We start from the raw sequence: 15,386 nt of genomic DNA, 5'->3' as shown, positions 1-15,386 counted from the left end.
AGAGTAGGATTACTCGGGTTACTGAGCCTCAGTACCCGAACCCCGGTGTCTACCTGCGGAGTGTGTAGTGAAGAAGTTTTTGCGGTCGATGATGTCACGTTTGGCAAAGGGCGAGTCGTCTGCATCGAGTCCCGCTCCGTCCTCCTCGGCGGATTCCTCGAAAACTACCTCGCCTTCACCCGCTGCAGCTTCCGCGCGCACTGCGCCTGCTACGCCCTCTCAGTCCCCGCCACCTGCTAAGTCCACCGCGCCTGCCGCGAACGATAAGCCTGCTAAGGCAAGCGCCCCTAAGACTCCACCAGCACCCACTGGGCACGGACCCCGTAATGCCCAGCGCCCAGCCACTCGGCCTGGCCGCGTACGCCCGCGTTCGGCTGAAGACTTCACTCTAGATCTGGCTCCGGATGCACTTCCCAAAGCCTCGGCGGTGAAAAAGGCCAAACTAGTTAAGGCCCGCGAGGAAGCCGAAGTAGCTTCAGCCGGTCGGCGCGGCCCACGTCGGGCCATTCCGCGGCATCCGAACCCGCAGGCCCCCGCCCAACGACGCCAAGCACCTGCAACGCCCAGCGTCGACAAGGCTTCAACAACCAAACCATCACAAACTCAGCCCGCTGCGAAGCAGCCACCTGCACACGGCGACAAAGCACAGTCTCCTTCCCCGGCTCCAGCACACCCCAAGCGGCAAGAAGGAGCCGAAAAGGCCGCGACGGCCCAGAAACCCAAGAAAGCCCCGGCGACTGCAAAGGCCAACGAGGAGACAAAGACCGAGGCGGCCGCAAAGCCCCGGGAAACCACAACGCCCCAAAAGAGCAAAGGAACCGGGGAATCCAAGCAACCTGAGAAGAAGGCTTCACCCGGCACCGAGAACGAGATTTCGCGTGCTCTGGCCCGCCGCTCGCAATCCGTCGGGGCGTTAAGCGCCAAGCAGGAAAAACGCCGATCAGAAAAGCGGCGAGTAGCACAGGCTTCCCCCACTGCCGCCGCTGCAGCCGCCCCTGCAACCGCAACCGTCGCGGCGGGCACAGCCGCCGCAGCTCCAGCAGCTGCTTCTGCATCCGCCCGCAACGCAACCGCCTCTGGCCCCACTGCCCCCGCTGGCTCAAAGCGCCGTGCGCGCGCCCGCCTGCGCCAAGTGCCGGGCCTGGATGGTCTGCGCGGTCTAGCGGTTCTCGCCGTGGTGATCTACCACTTCTTCGGGGATATTCTCCCCGGCGGCTACCTCGGTGTGGACATGTTCTTTGTCCTTTCCGGGTTCCTCATCACCTCGCTGCTTGTTCGCGAGTTCAACGTCACTGGACGCATCAGCCTCAAAGGCTTTTGGCTCCGCCGCTTCCGGCGAATCCTCCCGGCCGCACTCATAGTCCTGTCCATATGCACAGCGATAGTGTCGCTCATTGGTGGGGACCTGGCCGTTGGCATCCGCGAACAATTCTTGGGCACGTTCTTCTTTGTCAACAACTGGACCCAAATCGCCACGAGCCAAACCTATTTTGCGCCTAATGAAGTACAAGTTTTCGCCCACTATTGGTCCTTGGCTGTCGAGGAACAGTTCTACCTGATCTGGCCGCTGTTGATGCTTGGCGTCTTTGCCTTTTCCCGCCGCAAGCCCAAGCGCCTGCCCATCGCCGTATCGCTCATCCTCGCATGTGCCTCGGCCGTCGCCATGGCACTGCTCTATAGCCCGGGCGAGGATCCCACGCGTGTGTACTACGGCACCGATACCCACGCGTTCGGTCTCCTCATCGGCGCGATGCTGTCCCTCCTCATGACCTCCACCGACAAGGACATGGACGCGGATTCTTGGCCGGCCGCAAACAAGGGCGTTCTCGCCGGAACCGTTGGTTCCTTCGCATTAGTTGGCTACCTCGCGCAATTGGTGTGGATGGGCGCGGATCGGGATTTCACCTACCGCGGCGGCCTCGTCCTTACCAGTGTCCTCGGCGCGGCAATGATTTGGGCAGTGGTGCGCGAATCTGGTCCCCTCACGTGGATCTTCCGCACCCGTGTGATGCGGTGGCTGGGCCAGCGCTCGTTCTCCCTCTACCTCTGGCACTGGCCGGTGGTAATGATTGTCCACGCGCTGTCCGACGCCCCCTCCTGGCTCCTAGGCCTCCTGTCGCTTCCGCTGAGCTGCGTGCTGGCTGAGGTGACCTACCAGTTTGTAGAAAATCCCTTCCGCCGCGCCGGATTCCGCCCTACGTGGCACGCCTACTGGGCTGCACGCCCCAGCGCGCAAGAGGTCAAAGATGGTTTTGGCAAGGCCATGTGGCCTGCCGTTCCCGTCCTCGTTGTTCTTTCCGTACTGGGCGTGGGCTACGCGCTGGTGACTTCGGAGGATAAGAGCGAACTGGAGCGCGAGCTCGAGCGCATGGCGCTGTCCAACGAACAGGCGGAGAATTCTGCCCCGGCACAGTCATCGTCTGTCCCCGCAAAGCCTTCCGAGACCACGAAGCCGAAGGAAAAGCGTGCGCTTCCCACTGGAAACGAGATTAGTGCTATCGGTGATTCCGTCATGCTCGCTGCCTCCGAGGCTCTCAATGAGCGTTTCCCGGGCATTAGCATCGACGCCACGATCTCCCGCCACTATTCGGCAGCCCTTCCCGTCATCAAGGCGCAGAAGGATTCCGGGCAGTTGCGCTCCACCGTGTTTGTGGGCTTGGGAACCAACGGGGCTACGTTTGAGGGCCAGATGGACGAGCTCATCGACATCGTCGGCCCCGAGCGCACGCTGGTGCTCGTCTTGCCCTACGGCGAGCGCGATTGGATGGGACAGGCACGCGCCGAGATTATTGACGCCGCGACTGCTCACGACAACGTCTACATCGCAGACTGGTGCGGCATGGCTCAGGAGAACCCTGCCATGCTTTACGACGACGGCGTCCACCCGCTCCCCGAAGGCGCACATCTTTACGCGGATGCGCTGTACGACGCCGTGGAGCAATACGCCAACGAGGAAAAGGACCTCACCACCGTCTGCTCCCGCTAGCTAAAAGCCCCTGATGATCGCTAAAAGCCGCCCGGCTTCTGCCGGGCGGCTTTTGTCAACGCGTAGGGTTTAGACCGAAAATTCAGCCATCTTGTCCCATTCCGTCTTACCGTCGATGTGAGTGTTGATGATGTCCGGGGTCTCCACCAGGTACTTCGGCAGCTCCTCGCACGAGCGCTTGAAGTGCTCGGTGTTGACGTGGTCGACATCAGTGCCGTCCTTGTAGGACTCGAGGAGCAGGAAGCGCTGCTTGTCTTCCGGATCGCGGAACCACTTGAAGTCAATGCAGCCGGGCTCTGCCTGGCAGGCCTTGGTGTACCAGTCGATCTCTTCCAGGAAGGTATCGGCGTACTCGGGCTTGACGTGGAACTGTACGTTGATCAAAATCATGGGCCCCACTGTAACCTTCTACGCGAAAACGTGCAGAAGGCCCTGCCTGTAGCGGCAGGGCCTTTTGTAAAAGCGGCTTATCACCGGCCGCGTGAAGGTCTACTTGTTGAAGAAGTACTCCGCAACGTAGACGTGGGTTCCGTCGAAGGCCTGCGCAACGCCGAAGCCGGTGCCGTCAGTCTTGGTCACAGGAACATCGCGGTTGAGCCAGTTCACGCGATCCTTAGCTTCCTGCTCCGTGAGCTTGTAAATGTTACCGCTGCCCTCTTCCAAATGAGTCAGGCCATCGCCTGCATTGTCCTGGAAGGTAACCTTGCCGGCCGCAGCCTGGTTTGCCCACTCCTGGGCGATGTTCTTGGCGTTGGCATCTTCGTGGTGGCCCTGCTTAATCAGGTGGGCATGGGTTGCGCCAACGAGCTCATCGGCCACCGCCGGGGTCGGCTTCTTGATGAAGTCCGGCAGCTGGACGTTGTACTGCTTAGCCAGGTCATAAGCCTGCGCAGGAAGCTCAACTTCAAAAGAGTTAACCTGCTCCATAGCCTGGGAAGACAGCTGGTTCAGTTCCTGGGGCTGTGCGGACGATGGGTTAGCCGGGGCGGCCTGGGCCGCGGAGACCGAAAGAAGGGCGGTGAGGGATACTGCCACGGCGGAGGTAGCGGACAGGCGGGAAACACGACGCAAAGAATTCATAACTACCACCGTGCCATAAGTCCGCCCGCCTTGAAAAAGACTTCCCGGTCATACGGCATTTTCGATATCACTTTGTTATCAGCTGCCGGTGGAAAAGACCGGCGTGGAAGAATGACCGGAGACTTGCTTTTAGGATTCTTCGAGAGGTTGTTCACTGGTGCTGGATGTCTTAACCGGATTTGCCATCATTTTTGTGGTTATCGGTGTGGGGTTCTTTCTGGGACACCGGGGCATTATCGGCCACGGTGAGGCGCGCCTGCAGTTCAACCGCACAGCGTTCTGGGCTGCGACTCCGGCGCTCATCTTCTCCAGCGTGGCCACCTCGGATACCTCTGCTTTTATGTCTCCGGTTGTCGCTGTCATAGCGATTGCCTCGGTTGCCACGATGGCGCTGTATGGCTTGCTCAGTGCGCTGTTCTTCCGGCGGAGCGGGGCTGAGACGATGGCCGGAGCGGCCGCGGCCAGCTATTACAACTCCGTCAACATCGGGCTGCCCATCGCCACCTATGTCATCGGTGATGCCACCTTTGTGGTGCCAGCACTCGTGCTCCAGATGGCAGTGCTCTCCCCCTTCATCATCGCCGGTCTCAATGCACAGGGGACAAGCCTGCGCTCGATAAGCAGCTCTGTGTTCTCTGGGCTTACGGCACCGGTTGTCATCGCTGCCGTCGCCGGCTTCATCGTTTCTGCGGCAGGCTGGCACGTGCCAGAGGTCATCATGGCGCCCCTCGAGATCCTCGGCGGGGCCTCCATCCCAATGATCCTGATGAGTTTCGGAGCTTCCCTCACTGGAGACGGGTTGCTGGCTAGCGACCGCCTACCAACCATTACCGCCACCGTGCTCAAGCTCGTAGCCATGCCAGCCATCGCCTTGGCGACGGGCCTAGCCTTGGGCCTGAGCGGCAAGGAGCTATACGCGGCACTCATCTTGTCTGCGCTTCCGACCGCGCAGAACGTTTATAACTACGCCGCGACCTACCAATCGGGAGAGACGGTGGCGCGCGATACGGTCTTCCTCACCACTTTTCTCTCCTTGCCGGCCATGCTCGCCATCGCAGCATTCTTCGGGTAGAGCTGACCCTCGCTGGCGAGCACTAGCTGTACTGACCGGAGACGTTGGTCAATCGTGAGAAGGGCGGCTGGTTCCCGCAAGCCGTGTGAGGCCAGTGTTGCGTTGGCGTGGAGCAAGAGCGTCCCCTTGGAATAGACGGAGGGGGCCGATAACTCGACCCCCTCACGGTTGTTAGCGAGGATTCCTCTGTGAACCGCTAACTTTAGGCCAGACCCTTTGCTTGCTCGATGGCGGTGAAGTGACGTTGGGTGCTGGGCTGTTCCAGCTCATCGAGTACGGCCAGGGCCAGGTCCGCAGGGGTGATCCGCGACGTACCGTCGTGGTTGATCAGAAGCGTGTCACCGCCTCGGCGATAAGCGCCGGTTCCCTGTCCGGGCTCGAAGACTGCCGACGGACTCAGGTAGGTCCAGTTCTGGTTCGGATGTTCTGTACACGCGTTGAACTGGTCGAGGCTGGCCGATGCGACGTCACGCCACTGGGGCGGCACGAAGGTGGGGTCGTCCAGGACGCGTAACTCCCGATCGTGAGGTGAGCGTAAGGGCGCTGCTCCTCCTACGACCAGAACCCGAACCCCCGCGACAGCGGCGTGGTCGAGGACATGGCTGGTCAGCGGAGCCACACTGCTCTCATCGCCGGGGGCCATGCGCACGGCGAGCACGACGGCGTCTGCGTCGTTCAGGACGGGCTGCAGGGGTGCCTCGAGATCTGTCAGATCGAGACGAGCGACGGTAGTATGCGGGTCGTTGGTCTCCGGTGGGTTGCGCGATACGGAAGTGACGTGGTGGCCGCGGCGTGTGGCCTCCTGCGCGATCGCGGTACCGGCCATGCCGGTGGCTCCGAGAATCGTGATGTTCATGAATTGTCCTTTCGATAATTGGTGGGGGCGGGGAGCTGGCCACAGACCATGGCAGCCAGGGCGATCGCGAAGCCGAGGTACTGCTCGGCTCCGAGGTGTTCATGCGCGATCAGGGCGCCGAGCAGGGCGGCGACCAACGGCGAGAGGAGTCCCAGGAGGGCTGTGGACGTGACCGGAAGCCGCCGGATGCCGGTAAACCAGAGGCTGTAGGAGACCAGCGCTCCGACCAGGCCGAGCCAGGCGTACCCAAGCCAGCCATGGACAGGAATTACCGGCGGTGGTCCCTCCACCAGCAGCGCCGGGATCGCCAGCAGCAGGCCGGCGGACGTCAGCTGCCAACCGGCCAGTGCGACGGGCGAGACACCTTCCGGGAGCTTCCACTTCTTGGTGAGGACCACGCCGGTGGCCATGGCCGCTGCGCCGCCGAGTCCTTCAACCACGCCCACCGGGTCCAGAGCAGCGCTTGGACCGAGAACCACGAGGGCCACGCCCACGACACCCACGACACCCCATCCCAGACGCCATCCGGAGAGTTGCTCGTGGAGGACAGTCACGGCCAGCAGGGCAACGATGATGGGCTGTACCGCATTCAGCGTGGCCGCTACCCCGCCCGGAAGACGCTGCGCCGACAAGAACAGCAGGGGGAAGAACGCGGCCATGTTCAGACCGCCCAACACGAAGCTCTTCCACCTCCACGAACCGCGCGGCAGCTGCCTCGACAGGCACAAGGCGATGATCCCTGCCGGCAGCGTCCTCATGAACGCAGCAAACAATGGATGCCCGGCTGGGAGGAGGTGGGTGGTCACGATGTATGTCGTCCCCCACGTAGCGGGGGCCAGCGCCGTCAAACAGGTCCAAAGCAACGAACCGCGGCGCCCATGAGAAGAAGTGTTCATGCATCCATCATCAGTCGCTCACCAGTAGTGAGTCCAACACATTGTTCTCACCCAAACAATGAGCTGCTATCATGATTGGATGGAACTCCAACAGCTCAGGTACGTCGTGGCGATCGCCGAGAAACGCAACTTCACGCGAGCAGCAGAAAGCTGCTTCGTCGTGCAGTCAGCCCTGAGCCACCAGATCAAGGCCCTCGAAAAGGAACTCGGCACGGCACTGTTCGTGCGCTCATCCCGCCGGGTCGAGCTGACCCCCGCCGGCGAAGCCTTCCTCACGGAAGCACGGATCAGCCTCGCAGCCGCTGACCGCGCCGTGGCGGTCGCCGCCGAGGCCGTGGACCAGGTCCGCGGAAGCTTGTCGGTAGGTGTGATCCCGACGGTCACAGCCGTCAGCGTGCCCGACATCGTCGCAGCCTTCCACGCCAGCTATCCCCACGTGGATCTCACCGTGCGGAGCGGGGGAAGCAATGAGTTCATGCGCGATCTCAGCAGCGGGAGACTGGACGTAGCATTCCTCGGCGTGGACGCCGACGTCACCCCAGCGTCCGGACTCACCGCGCACGAGATCGCCCGAGGGCGTCTCGTCGCTGTTATGGCGTCACAGCATCGGCTAGCACACAGGGGCACCTTAGCCCTGGCCGACCTGGCCGACGAGACGTTCGTTGACTTCCCGGCCGGGTCACCGGGCAGGCTCCAAGGCGATCGGGCATTCGCTGCCGCAGGCCTTCAACGCCGCGTGGGCTTCGAGGCGATGTCGACCGAGTTCATGCTCGCCCTCGTCGAACGCGGGTTGGGCGTCTGCCTGCTGCCCGTCGACTGTGTGCCAGCCAACCCAGCGCTGCGAGCCATTCCCGTGGTCGATGGCCCTTGCCGGACCGAGTACATCGCGTGGGGATCTTTCAATCCGAGCCCCGCCGCTCGAGCGTTCATCGAACAGGTCAAGGAATCAATCGCCCTGCACATGGTCGACTGATGCCAGATCGCCTCGATCAACGTCTCCGGTCAGTACAACTAGCCATCGAACACTAGCCTTCCAGCTTCTCCCCCAGCTCCAGCCATTCCATCTCTAGCTCCTCGCGCTCGGCGGCCACCGCTTTGAGGTCGGCGTCGAGCTTGGCCAGCTCGCCGCTGTCTCCCTCTCCGGAAGACATCTTCTCCGCGGCCTGCGCCATCTTTTCATTCAGCTTCGCCGTCTTGTCGTCGAGCTTGCCCATCTTGCGCTCGAGCGCGTTCATCTTCTTGGTCAGCTCGCGCTCCTCCTGGGAACTCAGCCGTTTTACCGGGGCGGTTTCCGTACGCTGATCGTCAGCGTTCTTCGAGGCCTCGCCCAAGTCGAGCACACCGCCAGCGGTGGCGGCTTCCATCTCCTGGCGGCGGCGCAAGTACTCCTCGATTCCGCCCGGCAGGTTGGTGAGCTTGCCATCCCCAAACAGCGCATAGGTGTTGTCCGCGATGCGCTCAATGAGGTAACGGTCGTGAGAAATAACCACCAAGGTTCCCGGCCACGAGTCCAGCAAGGATTCAAGTTCTTGGAGGGTATCGATGTCGAGGTCGTTCGTGGGCTCGTCGAGAAGCAGCACGTTTGGCTCCGCCATGAGCACTCGGGTCAGCTGCAAACGGCGGCGCTCACCGCCCGATAGGTCACCGACGGGTGTGCGCTGGCGCTTGGCAGAAAAGCCCAGGCGCTCGGCCAGCTGGGAGGCAGAAAGTTCTTTCTTGCCCAGGTGGACGTAGGTGGCGACGTCTTCGACAGCGTCGAGAAGCCGGCGCTGTGGATCCAGGTCATCGAGCTCCTGGCGCAGCCAGCCCAGGCGCACGGTCTTGCCCTCGATGCGTTTGCCAGCGGCAAGCTCGACTTCACCGGCAAGGGCGCGCAGCAGCGTGGTCTTACCGGAACCATTAACGCCGACGAGGCCGATGCGCTCGCCCGGCGCCAGCCGCCAGGTGAGGTGATCCACCAGCGTGCGCCCATCGGGTGTCGTAACCTTTGCATCCTCAAGCTCGATAACGACCCGCCCCTGGCGCTGCTTAGAGAAGGCCATGAGCTCAACCTTGTCGCGCGGCGCTGGAACATCCGCGATGAGTGCCTCAGCCGCCTCAATGCGGTAGCGCGGCTTTGAGGTACGGGCAGGCGCCCCGCGGCGCAGCCACGCCAGCTCTTTGCGCGCCAGATTCTGGCGGCGCTGCTCGATGGCATCAGCCTGGCGGGCGCGCTCAGCGCGGGCAAAAGTCCAGTCGTTATAGCCGCCCTCGTAGGCATCGACTACGCCATCGTGCACCTCCCAGGTCGTGGTGGCGACGGTGTCGAGGAACCAACGGTCGTGCGTGACAACGACCACCGCCAGTTTGCGCGAAAGCAGGTGACTGGCCAGCCACTGCACACCCTCGACGTCAAGGTGGTTTGTCGGCTCATCGAGCACCACGATGTCGAGGTCTTGGACGAGCGCAGCAGCAAGGTTGACGCGACGGCGCTCACCACCGGAAAGTGAACCAACGGGAGTGTCCAGCCCCAGGTCAACGATGCCGAGGCCACCGAGAACATCGCGCACCTTCGCGTTGGATGCCCACTCGAAGGTTTCCAGCCCGAGCGGCTCAATGATGACCTGGGCGATGGTGAGGGACTCCTCCAGCTCGAAGCGTTGGGTCACCACCGCCATGCGCAAATCCGAGTTGTGGGATACGCGGCCCGCGTCCGGCGGCTCAATGCCGGTGAGGACCTCCAGCAGCGTGGTCTTGCCGCCGCCGTTGACGCCGACGATGCCGATGCGGTCACCGGTTTGAACACCGAGGGAGACCCCGTTCAGCAGGGTCTTGAGCCCGAAGGACTTGGTTACGTTTTCGAGGTTAATGAGGTTCGCCATAGCGAGAGTTCATCTTAGTGTCTCAGCGTGGAAATCTGGCTGCAGGCCTCTACACCAGCGTTGCACCGGTAGCCGGCCCATAGGTCACCAATCCGCGGGTCCCGCGGTTATCGGCGCACACCTGGGCCACCACCTCCTGCGCGGTCTCCTCGTTTTCGCAGAGGAAGGCGCAGGTAGGACCAGAACCGGAGACAATTCCCTTGAGGGCGCCGGCGGCCTCACCAGTATCCAGAATCTTGCGCAAGTCCGGGCGCAGCGAGAGTGCTGCTGGCTGGAGGTCATTGTGCATCACTGCGGCGAGCTCACGGGGGTTGCCTCCTACGAGGGCTTGACCCACGGCTTCCGTGTCCAAGTGCGCTGTGCTTCCACGGCCGGCAGCGCGCAGCTCATCCAGCTTGCGGAATACCGACGGCGTAGACAAACCCTCAGCATTGGTGATGATCGCCCAGATATAGCACCCACGCGCCAGCATCGGAGTCAGAAGCTCACCGCGGCCGCGTCCCAAAGCCGTGCCGCCCATGAGGGTAAAAGGCACATCGGAGCCGAGTTCCGCGGCGAGTTCGTAGAGCTTTTCCATGCTGAGAGGCTTCCGACCAAACTCAGTGCTCAGCGCGTGATTGGCCAAAAGCAGGGCCGCGGCGGCATCGGCGGAGCCGCCAGCCATCCCGCCGGCGGCGGGGATGTTCTTCTCCATCGTCAGCGTGCCAGCTGCCGGCAGCATGAGGTTTTGCGCCACCAGCTCGATGGCGCGCCATGCCAGGTTCTCGGTCGATGCCGGAACGCCTGTCGCGTGGTTACCCGTGACCTCCACGGCGCAGCCCTCGCCCCAGCGGTAGCTCACGCGGTCGTGTACATCGAGGGATTGGAACACGGTGGCCAGCTCGTGGAAACCGTCCGCGCGGGCCTCACCTACGCCCAGGTGCAGATTAACCTTGGCGTGGGCACGCGCCTGCCACAGCTGCGTGGAATCAGTCACTGTATTACTCATGAGGCTTCCGCCAATCGGACGAAGTCCTCCACACCTAGCTTCTCGCCGCGCAGGCGCGGATCGATATTCGCCGCGCGCAGCGCCTCCTCGGCTGCCGCGGCGGAGCCATAAAAGCCCGCCAAGGCGGCGCGGAGGGTCTTACGGCGTTGGGCAAAGGAGGCGTCGATCAGCGCAAAAAGCCGCGGGCGCAGCGCCTCGTCGAAGGGGCGGGTGCAGTCGATGCGCACCAGGCCCGACTCAATCTTCGGCGCCGGCCAAAACACGTTCTTGCCGATTGTCCCGGCTTGCCTAACCAGGCCATAAAAAGATGCCTTCACGCTAGGAATGCCGTAGACCTTGCTGCCCGGAGCGGCGGCGAGGCGCTCAGCCACCTCCAGCTGCACCATGACCAAAACGCGGCGAATCGATGGGTAGACCTCCAGCAGGTGGAGCAACACCGGTACCGCGACGTTATAGGGCAGGTTGGCCACCAAAGCGGTGGGCTCCCCCAACTCGCCCGCCTCAACGGTGAGCGCATCCTTTTCCACGACCGAAAGACGGTCAGCAAAATCGGCTGCGCGCGCGGCCATGGTATCCGGCAGTTTACCAGCCAGACGCGAGTCAATTTCCACGGCCGTTACGTGCGCAACTTCCCCCAACAAACCCAGGGTCAGCGAGCCCAGCCCGGGGCCCACCTCCACCACGTGGTCCTCTGGGGACAAATCGGCAGCAGCAACGATGCGGCGGATGGTGTTCGGGTCATGCAGAAAGTTCTGGCCCAGCTTCTTCGTCGGCGTCACGTCAAGCTCAGCGGCGAGTTCGCGGATCTCCACTGGGCCCAGCAGATGGGGTTGAGTCATACCACTCAGACTAATACGCGTGGCTCGTAAGCTTTAGCGCAGGCCGAGCTTGGCGGTACACGCAGGCCATGCACCCCAGCCCTGCGCGGCTTGAACCTTCTCTGCCACAGCGATCTGCTGCTCGCGAGAAGCCTGCCATGCCTCTGGGGCATACTCGGTGCCACCAAAAGCAGCCCAGGTCGACGGGGTGAACTGCAGTCCACCGGAGAAACCATTGCCGGTATTGATTGCCCAGTTGCCGGTTGCCTCACACTGTGCGATGGAATCCCACACGGAGCCATCCGCAACGGCCGGCGCGGTGGACTTCGGCTTGGTTCCGCGCGCAATCACGGCAGCAACGGCCTCCCTGCGCACGTCTTCCTTGATAATCTCGTTGGATTCTTCCTTGCCGTTGACCTTGACAATCTTGCGGGTCACGGCGCGCGAACCGGGGGTTCCCTCCTCGCGGACTTCCTCAGTGCCTTCCACGAGTTCTGGGTCATCGACATAATTAGCCGGCGCGTCAAAGTCCTCCGTCTTTTCCTCTTCGGAGATCTCAACGCGGTCCACGGTAATGGCAGTACCGGCCTTCACCGGCGTATCCAGAGCTGGGGATACGCGGTCATCCTTGCCCACCGTGATTCCACGAGCCTCAAGCACGTCCCCCACAGTCTTGGCCGCAACGCTGGCATAGGAAACGGAACCGCCGTCAGTAAGCTTAACGATCTTCGGGGACACCACTTCAAGGTTCATTCCCTCAGTCACCGTTTCATCCTCCTCCACGGTCTTGGAACCGGAAGTGATGGCAGCACCCGGGGCGATTCCATCGAGGCCGCCCAGCAGGTCAGACACCGTGAGATCGGTAGACGACAGCTGCTTTTCGACGCCATCGATGGTAACCGCGACAGGCTTGGCAGTGCGAACGGTGATCGAATCACCGTCAGCGACCGGCTCCGACAGGGCCGGGTAAACAACGTCTTCTCCCTCAACGTTGACTCCGGCAGCCTCGAGGGCAGCGTTGACATCACCGGCGAAGGTGGCCAGCTGAGTGGTCTCGCCGTTCACGTCAAGTGTGATGTCCTTCTGCGTGCTGACGGCAACGACGCCGCCCACGGCTAGGGTGCCAAGGACACCACCGGTAGCCATGCGCAGCGGCAAAGAGCGGGAATTGTTGATTCGCTTGATCTGCTTCTTCGGGGACATAAACCTTTACTCGTCTTCACGATGCTTCGTGTTCACAATGCAGGAACCCGCATTCTGAACACCTGTCACGGCGCGCCCCACGCGCGCCCGCCGGCGACATCAATGCCGGACTAACTTTGAATAACAATACGGTAACAGAACGTAACTTACGAAATGCATTCACGCGCCGCGGCCACTAGCAGCACACTCGTCACAACAAACACGTGCGCCACCACTGAGCAGCACCTTTAGATAAAGTGAAAATCCTCACACGCCAAAGACCCGCGCGAAGGTCGTGGCCACCTCCGCCGCGAGGTCTTCCACTTCTTGACCACGCGCCTGCGCCACGCAACGGTACGTGTGCCCAATCAAGGAGGGCTCATTACGCGCACCCCGGAAAGGCTCCGGCGTCATGTACGGCGCATCCGTTTCAATCAGCAGTTGCCCAGCTGGGGCAATGGCAGCGGCCTGGCGCATCTCCTCATTACGCTTGAAAGTAACGTTGCCGGCGAAAGACAGAACATAGCCGCGCTCAAGGGCTTCTTTGGCCACGGCGAGCGGCGAGGAAAAGCAGTGCAGCATCACCGTCGGCGGCTCGGGGCAATCCCCCAGCACACGCATGAGGTCCTCATCGGCCTCACGGTTGTGGATCATCAGCGTCTTTCCTACCTTCGCCGCCAACTCAGCGTGCCATCGAAGAGCCTCTTCCTGCACCTCGAGGGGCGCGGTGGTTTCCGGCTCGTGGTGAATCCAATAGGTATCTAATCCTGTCTCCCCGATGGCCACGCAGCGCGGATCCGCAGCCATCTCGCTCAAGCGCAAACGAGCAGCCTCATCAAGTTCAGCCGCCTTAGTGGGGTGAATGGCGCACGCGGCATACACGTTGTCGAATTCCTGCGCCGCTGCCAAAGCCTTCTCCGCCTCAGCCAAGCCATCACCCACGGTAACGATGCGCTCTACCCCGGCTGCGCGAGCGCGGGCAACGAGCTCGGAATCATCGTCACGGCAGGAGGCAAGGTGCGTGTGGGCGTCGATAAGCTGGCTCAAACCTTCGGCGGGAACGGGCGTGGGGCGTGGCTTCTTCTTAGACATGGCTGCGAGTGTAGTCTTGCGCGCATGATTATCCGTGAAGCGACGGACGCCGACGTCCCCGCGATGACCGCCACGCTGAATTGGGCCATCCGAGAGACCCACTTCATCTTTCGCAGCGAACCCGCCACCGTGGAGGAACGCACCGATTACCTGCACCAATTAGGTCGCGACAATTGCCCCTGTTTCATTGCATTCGACGATGACGGCACGTATCTAGGCTGGGCACTCTACCGCCCCTACCGCGATCCGAAAGTGTGGCTGGGCTGCTACGAGACCACGATCTACGTTGATCCCGCAGCGCACGGCCACGGGGTGGGCACGCGCTTGCTTGATGCAGTCGTTCAGCATGCCGCGCAGCCGAACAGGTCCATACGCTGCTGGCACTCATCGTGGCGGACAACGCCGCATCCATCAAGTTGCATGAAAAGTTCGGCTTTGCCACTGTAGGAACGTTAAAAGAAGTCAGCCGCAAAGCTGGGCGCTGGATAGACCTCACCCACTTGCAACTCATGGTTTAAGGAACATCATGCACGTCCGTCCCGCAGAGCTTGCCGACGCCTCCGCAATCGCCGCCATCTACAACTCCGCCTCCGCCGCGAAACCGGCCGCCAACCTCGTCACATGGCAGGAGTCCGTAGAGGACCGCGAGAAGTGGCTGGCGCAGATGGAAAAGGACAACTATCCGGTCTATGTCGCCGTGGACGACGACGAAATTGTTGGTTGGGCCGCCTACTTCCAATTCGTCACCCCAGCCATCTACTACGGCACGGCGGAGGACTCCATTTACATCGCGGAATCAGCGCGCGGCAAGGGCGTGGGCAGCGAGCTCATGGACACGCTCATGGATCACGCAAAGGAAAATGACTACGTGGAGACGATAATCACCTACATCGTGGACACCAACGAGTCCTCCATCGCCCTGCACAAGAAGTTCGGCTTCGTGGAGACCGGCCGCATGCCCAATATCCACACCAAGGACGGCGTGCGGCTAGGGCTGGTGCACCTGCAGCGCGACTTCGACCGCTCCTAAAGCGGCTTGATTGCCGCCCCACCCCAGTGACGGCACTGCCCTACGCCCCACCTCAGTGACGGCACTGCCATTGTTGCCAAAGATCAAGCCAGATCCTGAGGCGAAGCGGGAAACTTTGGCAACAACGGCAGTTTCAACCCAAGAGACTCACACTGTGCTGCTCAGTCACTCCCAGCGCACAAGTTAAGCCGACGCTGCCTGAAGCGGCACAATATCGTCCAACTCAGCAAGAATTTTGTCTTCCGCAACATCCAAGTCGTAGTGAGTCTGCAGCCCCAGCCAGAACTGTGGGGACATTCCAAAATATTTAGCCAAACGAAGAGCCGTATCGGCGGTAATAGCCCGCTTTCCGTGGACGATTTCGTTAATACGTCGAGGCGGGACCCCTATCGAAACAGCGAGTTTGTGTTGGGTAATCCCCATGTCCTTGAGAAAGTCCTCCATAAGGATTTCACCTGGGTGTACTGGGGGGAGCTTGTTAGTGGTAGTCAACGATCTCAACCTCCTCTGCTCTACAGGCAGTAT

At 61.8% G+C, this 15,386-nt stretch carries 16 protein-coding genes; 6 read left to right on the top strand and 10 right to left on the bottom strand.

Features of this window, described 5'->3' with window-relative positions; translation table 11 throughout:
• The first annotated feature begins 67 nt into the window (after positions 1–67).
• Positions 68–2,986, top strand: a complete 2,919-nt coding sequence (locus HMPREF2822_RS13620; protein ID WP_070520814.1) for an acyltransferase family protein — start codon at positions 68–70, stop codon at positions 2,984–2,986.
• A 69-nt stretch (positions 2,987–3,055) separates the two neighbouring features.
• On the opposite strand, the gene HMPREF2822_RS03110 is transcribed toward HMPREF2822_RS13620, so the two are convergent.
• Both HMPREF2822_RS03110 and HMPREF2822_RS03105 read right to left on the bottom strand, forming a co-directional pair.
• Positions 3,056–3,376 carry a putative quinol monooxygenase gene (locus HMPREF2822_RS03110; protein WP_070520811.1) on the bottom strand — a complete coding sequence of 107 codons (321 nt, stop codon included), beginning with the start codon at positions 3,374–3,376 and terminating at the stop codon, positions 3,056–3,058.
• 99 nt (positions 3,377–3,475) lie between these two features.
• Positions 3,476–4,066 carry a hypothetical protein gene (locus tag HMPREF2822_RS03105; protein WP_070520808.1) on the bottom strand — a complete coding sequence of 197 codons (591 nt, stop codon included), beginning with the start codon at positions 4,064–4,066 and terminating at the stop codon, positions 3,476–3,478.
• 157 nt (positions 4,067–4,223) lie between these two features.
• On the opposite strand from HMPREF2822_RS03105, the gene HMPREF2822_RS03100 reads away from it, so the two are divergent.
• Positions 4,224–5,138 carry an AEC family transporter gene (locus HMPREF2822_RS03100; protein WP_070520804.1) on the top strand — a complete coding sequence of 305 codons (915 nt, stop codon included), beginning with the start codon at positions 4,224–4,226 and terminating at the stop codon, positions 5,136–5,138.
• 202 nt (positions 5,139–5,340) lie between these two features.
• Here the strand turns inward: HMPREF2822_RS03100 and HMPREF2822_RS03095 are convergent, their stop codons facing one another.
• Positions 5,341–5,994 (bottom strand): NAD(P)-dependent oxidoreductase, encoded by a 654-nt coding sequence (locus HMPREF2822_RS03095; protein WP_005291837.1) that lies wholly within the window; start codon positions 5,992–5,994, stop codon positions 5,341–5,343.
• On the bottom strand, positions 5,991–6,890 hold the full coding sequence (locus tag HMPREF2822_RS03090; RefSeq protein ID WP_070520801.1) for an EamA family transporter: 900 nt from the start codon (positions 6,888–6,890) through the stop codon (positions 5,991–5,993). Before HMPREF2822_RS03090 ends, HMPREF2822_RS03095 begins: the two co-directional genes overlap by 4 nt.
• A gap of 79 nt (positions 6,891–6,969) precedes the next feature.
• On the opposite strand from HMPREF2822_RS03090, the gene HMPREF2822_RS03085 reads away from it, so the two are divergent.
• Entirely contained in the window at positions 6,970–7,863 is an 894-nt protein-coding gene (locus HMPREF2822_RS03085; RefSeq protein ID WP_232755559.1) for a LysR family transcriptional regulator, read from the top strand.
• A 52-nt stretch (positions 7,864–7,915) separates the two neighbouring features.
• Here the strand turns inward: HMPREF2822_RS03085 and HMPREF2822_RS03080 are convergent, their stop codons facing one another.
• The 5 genes from HMPREF2822_RS03080 to HMPREF2822_RS03060 all read right to left on the bottom strand — a co-directional run bounded on the left by HMPREF2822_RS03080 (position 7,916) and on the right by HMPREF2822_RS03060 (position 13,831).
• Positions 7,916–9,751 (bottom strand): ABC-F family ATP-binding cassette domain-containing protein, encoded by a 1,836-nt coding sequence (locus HMPREF2822_RS03080; protein WP_070520795.1) that lies wholly within the window; start codon positions 9,749–9,751, stop codon positions 7,916–7,918.
• A 49-nt stretch (positions 9,752–9,800) separates the two neighbouring features.
• Positions 9,801–10,739: a 4-(cytidine 5'-diphospho)-2-C-methyl-D-erythritol kinase gene (locus HMPREF2822_RS03075; RefSeq protein WP_070520791.1), complete on the bottom strand. Its 939-nt coding sequence runs from the start codon at positions 10,737–10,739 to the stop codon at positions 9,801–9,803.
• A complete protein-coding gene (gene rsmA / locus HMPREF2822_RS03070; RefSeq protein WP_070520788.1) occupies positions 10,736–11,578 on the bottom strand; it encodes a 16S rRNA (adenine(1518)-N(6)/adenine(1519)-N(6))-dimethyltransferase RsmA in 843 nt (280 codons plus the stop codon). Before rsmA ends, HMPREF2822_RS03075 begins: the two co-directional genes overlap by 4 nt.
• 33 nt (positions 11,579–11,611) lie before the next feature.
• Positions 11,612–12,760: a resuscitation-promoting factor gene (locus HMPREF2822_RS03065; RefSeq protein ID WP_070520785.1), complete on the bottom strand. Its 1,149-nt coding sequence runs from the start codon at positions 12,758–12,760 to the stop codon at positions 11,612–11,614.
• A 246-nt stretch (positions 12,761–13,006) separates the two neighbouring features.
• Positions 13,007–13,831, bottom strand: a complete 825-nt coding sequence (locus HMPREF2822_RS03060) for a TatD family hydrolase (protein WP_070520929.1) — start codon at positions 13,829–13,831, stop codon at positions 13,007–13,009.
• A gap of 24 nt (positions 13,832–13,855) precedes the next feature.
• Between HMPREF2822_RS03060 and HMPREF2822_RS12895 the strand changes: the two genes are divergently transcribed.
• From HMPREF2822_RS12895 to HMPREF2822_RS03055, 3 genes are read left to right on the top strand one after another with little or no spacing between them, the layout of a single operon-like run.
• Positions 13,856–14,278: a GNAT family N-acetyltransferase gene (locus HMPREF2822_RS12895; RefSeq protein WP_232755558.1), complete on the top strand. Its 423-nt coding sequence runs from the start codon at positions 13,856–13,858 to the stop codon at positions 14,276–14,278.
• The gene (locus HMPREF2822_RS13615; protein WP_232755557.1) at positions 14,221–14,349 is read left to right on the top strand and encodes a GNAT family N-acetyltransferase; all 129 of its coding nucleotides are present in this window, start codon (positions 14,221–14,223) and stop codon (positions 14,347–14,349) included. Before HMPREF2822_RS12895 ends, HMPREF2822_RS13615 begins: the two co-directional genes overlap by 58 nt.
• Before the next feature lie 8 nt (positions 14,350–14,357).
• Positions 14,358–14,861 (top strand): GNAT family N-acetyltransferase, encoded by a 504-nt coding sequence (locus HMPREF2822_RS03055; protein WP_070520782.1) that lies wholly within the window; start codon positions 14,358–14,360, stop codon positions 14,859–14,861.
• 183 nt (positions 14,862–15,044) lie between these two features.
• Here the strand turns inward: HMPREF2822_RS03055 and HMPREF2822_RS03050 are convergent, their stop codons facing one another.
• Positions 15,045–15,353, bottom strand: a complete 309-nt coding sequence (locus HMPREF2822_RS03050) for a HigA family addiction module antitoxin (protein ID WP_083299025.1) — start codon at positions 15,351–15,353, stop codon at positions 15,045–15,047.
• Between the last annotated feature and the right edge of the window lie 33 nt (positions 15,354–15,386).

This window comes from Corynebacterium sp. HMSC062E11, from assembly GCF_001811845.1.
GTDB lineage: Bacteria > Actinomycetota > Actinomycetes > Mycobacteriales > Mycobacteriaceae > Corynebacterium > Corynebacterium hesseae.
The sequence above is the reverse complement of the archived record's forward strand: the minus strand, read 5'-3'. Positions and strand labels throughout refer to the sequence as shown.

Bases quoted from the DNA above. Each gene is read 5' to 3' on its own strand.
- HMPREF2822_RS03065 (WP_070520785.1), bottom strand. From the start codon at position 12,760: ATGTCCCCGAAGAAGCAGATCAAGCGAATCAACAATTCCCGCTCTTTG.
- HMPREF2822_RS03075 (WP_070520791.1), bottom strand. From the start codon at position 10,739: ATGAGTAATACAGTGACTGATTCCACGCAGCTGTGGCAGGCGCGTGCC.
- rsmA (WP_070520788.1), bottom strand. From the start codon at position 11,578: ATGACTCAACCCCATCTGCTGGGCCCAGTGGAGATCCGCGAACTCGCC.
- HMPREF2822_RS03090 (WP_070520801.1), bottom strand. From the start codon at position 6,890: ATGAACACTTCTTCTCATGGGCGCCGCGGTTCGTTGCTTTGGACCTGT.
- HMPREF2822_RS03095 (WP_005291837.1), bottom strand. From the start codon at position 5,994: ATGAACATCACGATTCTCGGAGCCACCGGCATGGCCGGTACCGCGATC.
- HMPREF2822_RS03085 (WP_232755559.1), top strand. From the start codon at position 6,970: ATGGAACTCCAACAGCTCAGGTACGTCGTGGCGATCGCCGAGAAACGC.
- HMPREF2822_RS03060 (WP_070520929.1), bottom strand. From the start codon at position 13,831: ATGTCTAAGAAGAAGCCACGCCCCACGCCCGTTCCCGCCGAAGGTTTG.
- HMPREF2822_RS03080 (WP_070520795.1), bottom strand. From the start codon at position 9,751: ATGGCGAACCTCATTAACCTCGAAAACGTAACCAAGTCCTTCGGGCTC.
- HMPREF2822_RS03105 (WP_070520808.1), bottom strand. From the start codon at position 4,066: ATGAATTCTTTGCGTCGTGTTTCCCGCCTGTCCGCTACCTCCGCCGTG.
- HMPREF2822_RS12895 (WP_232755558.1), top strand. From the start codon at position 13,856: ATGATTATCCGTGAAGCGACGGACGCCGACGTCCCCGCGATGACCGCC.
- HMPREF2822_RS03055 (WP_070520782.1), top strand. From the start codon at position 14,358: ATGCACGTCCGTCCCGCAGAGCTTGCCGACGCCTCCGCAATCGCCGCC.
- HMPREF2822_RS03110 (WP_070520811.1), bottom strand. From the start codon at position 3,376: ATGATTTTGATCAACGTACAGTTCCACGTCAAGCCCGAGTACGCCGAT.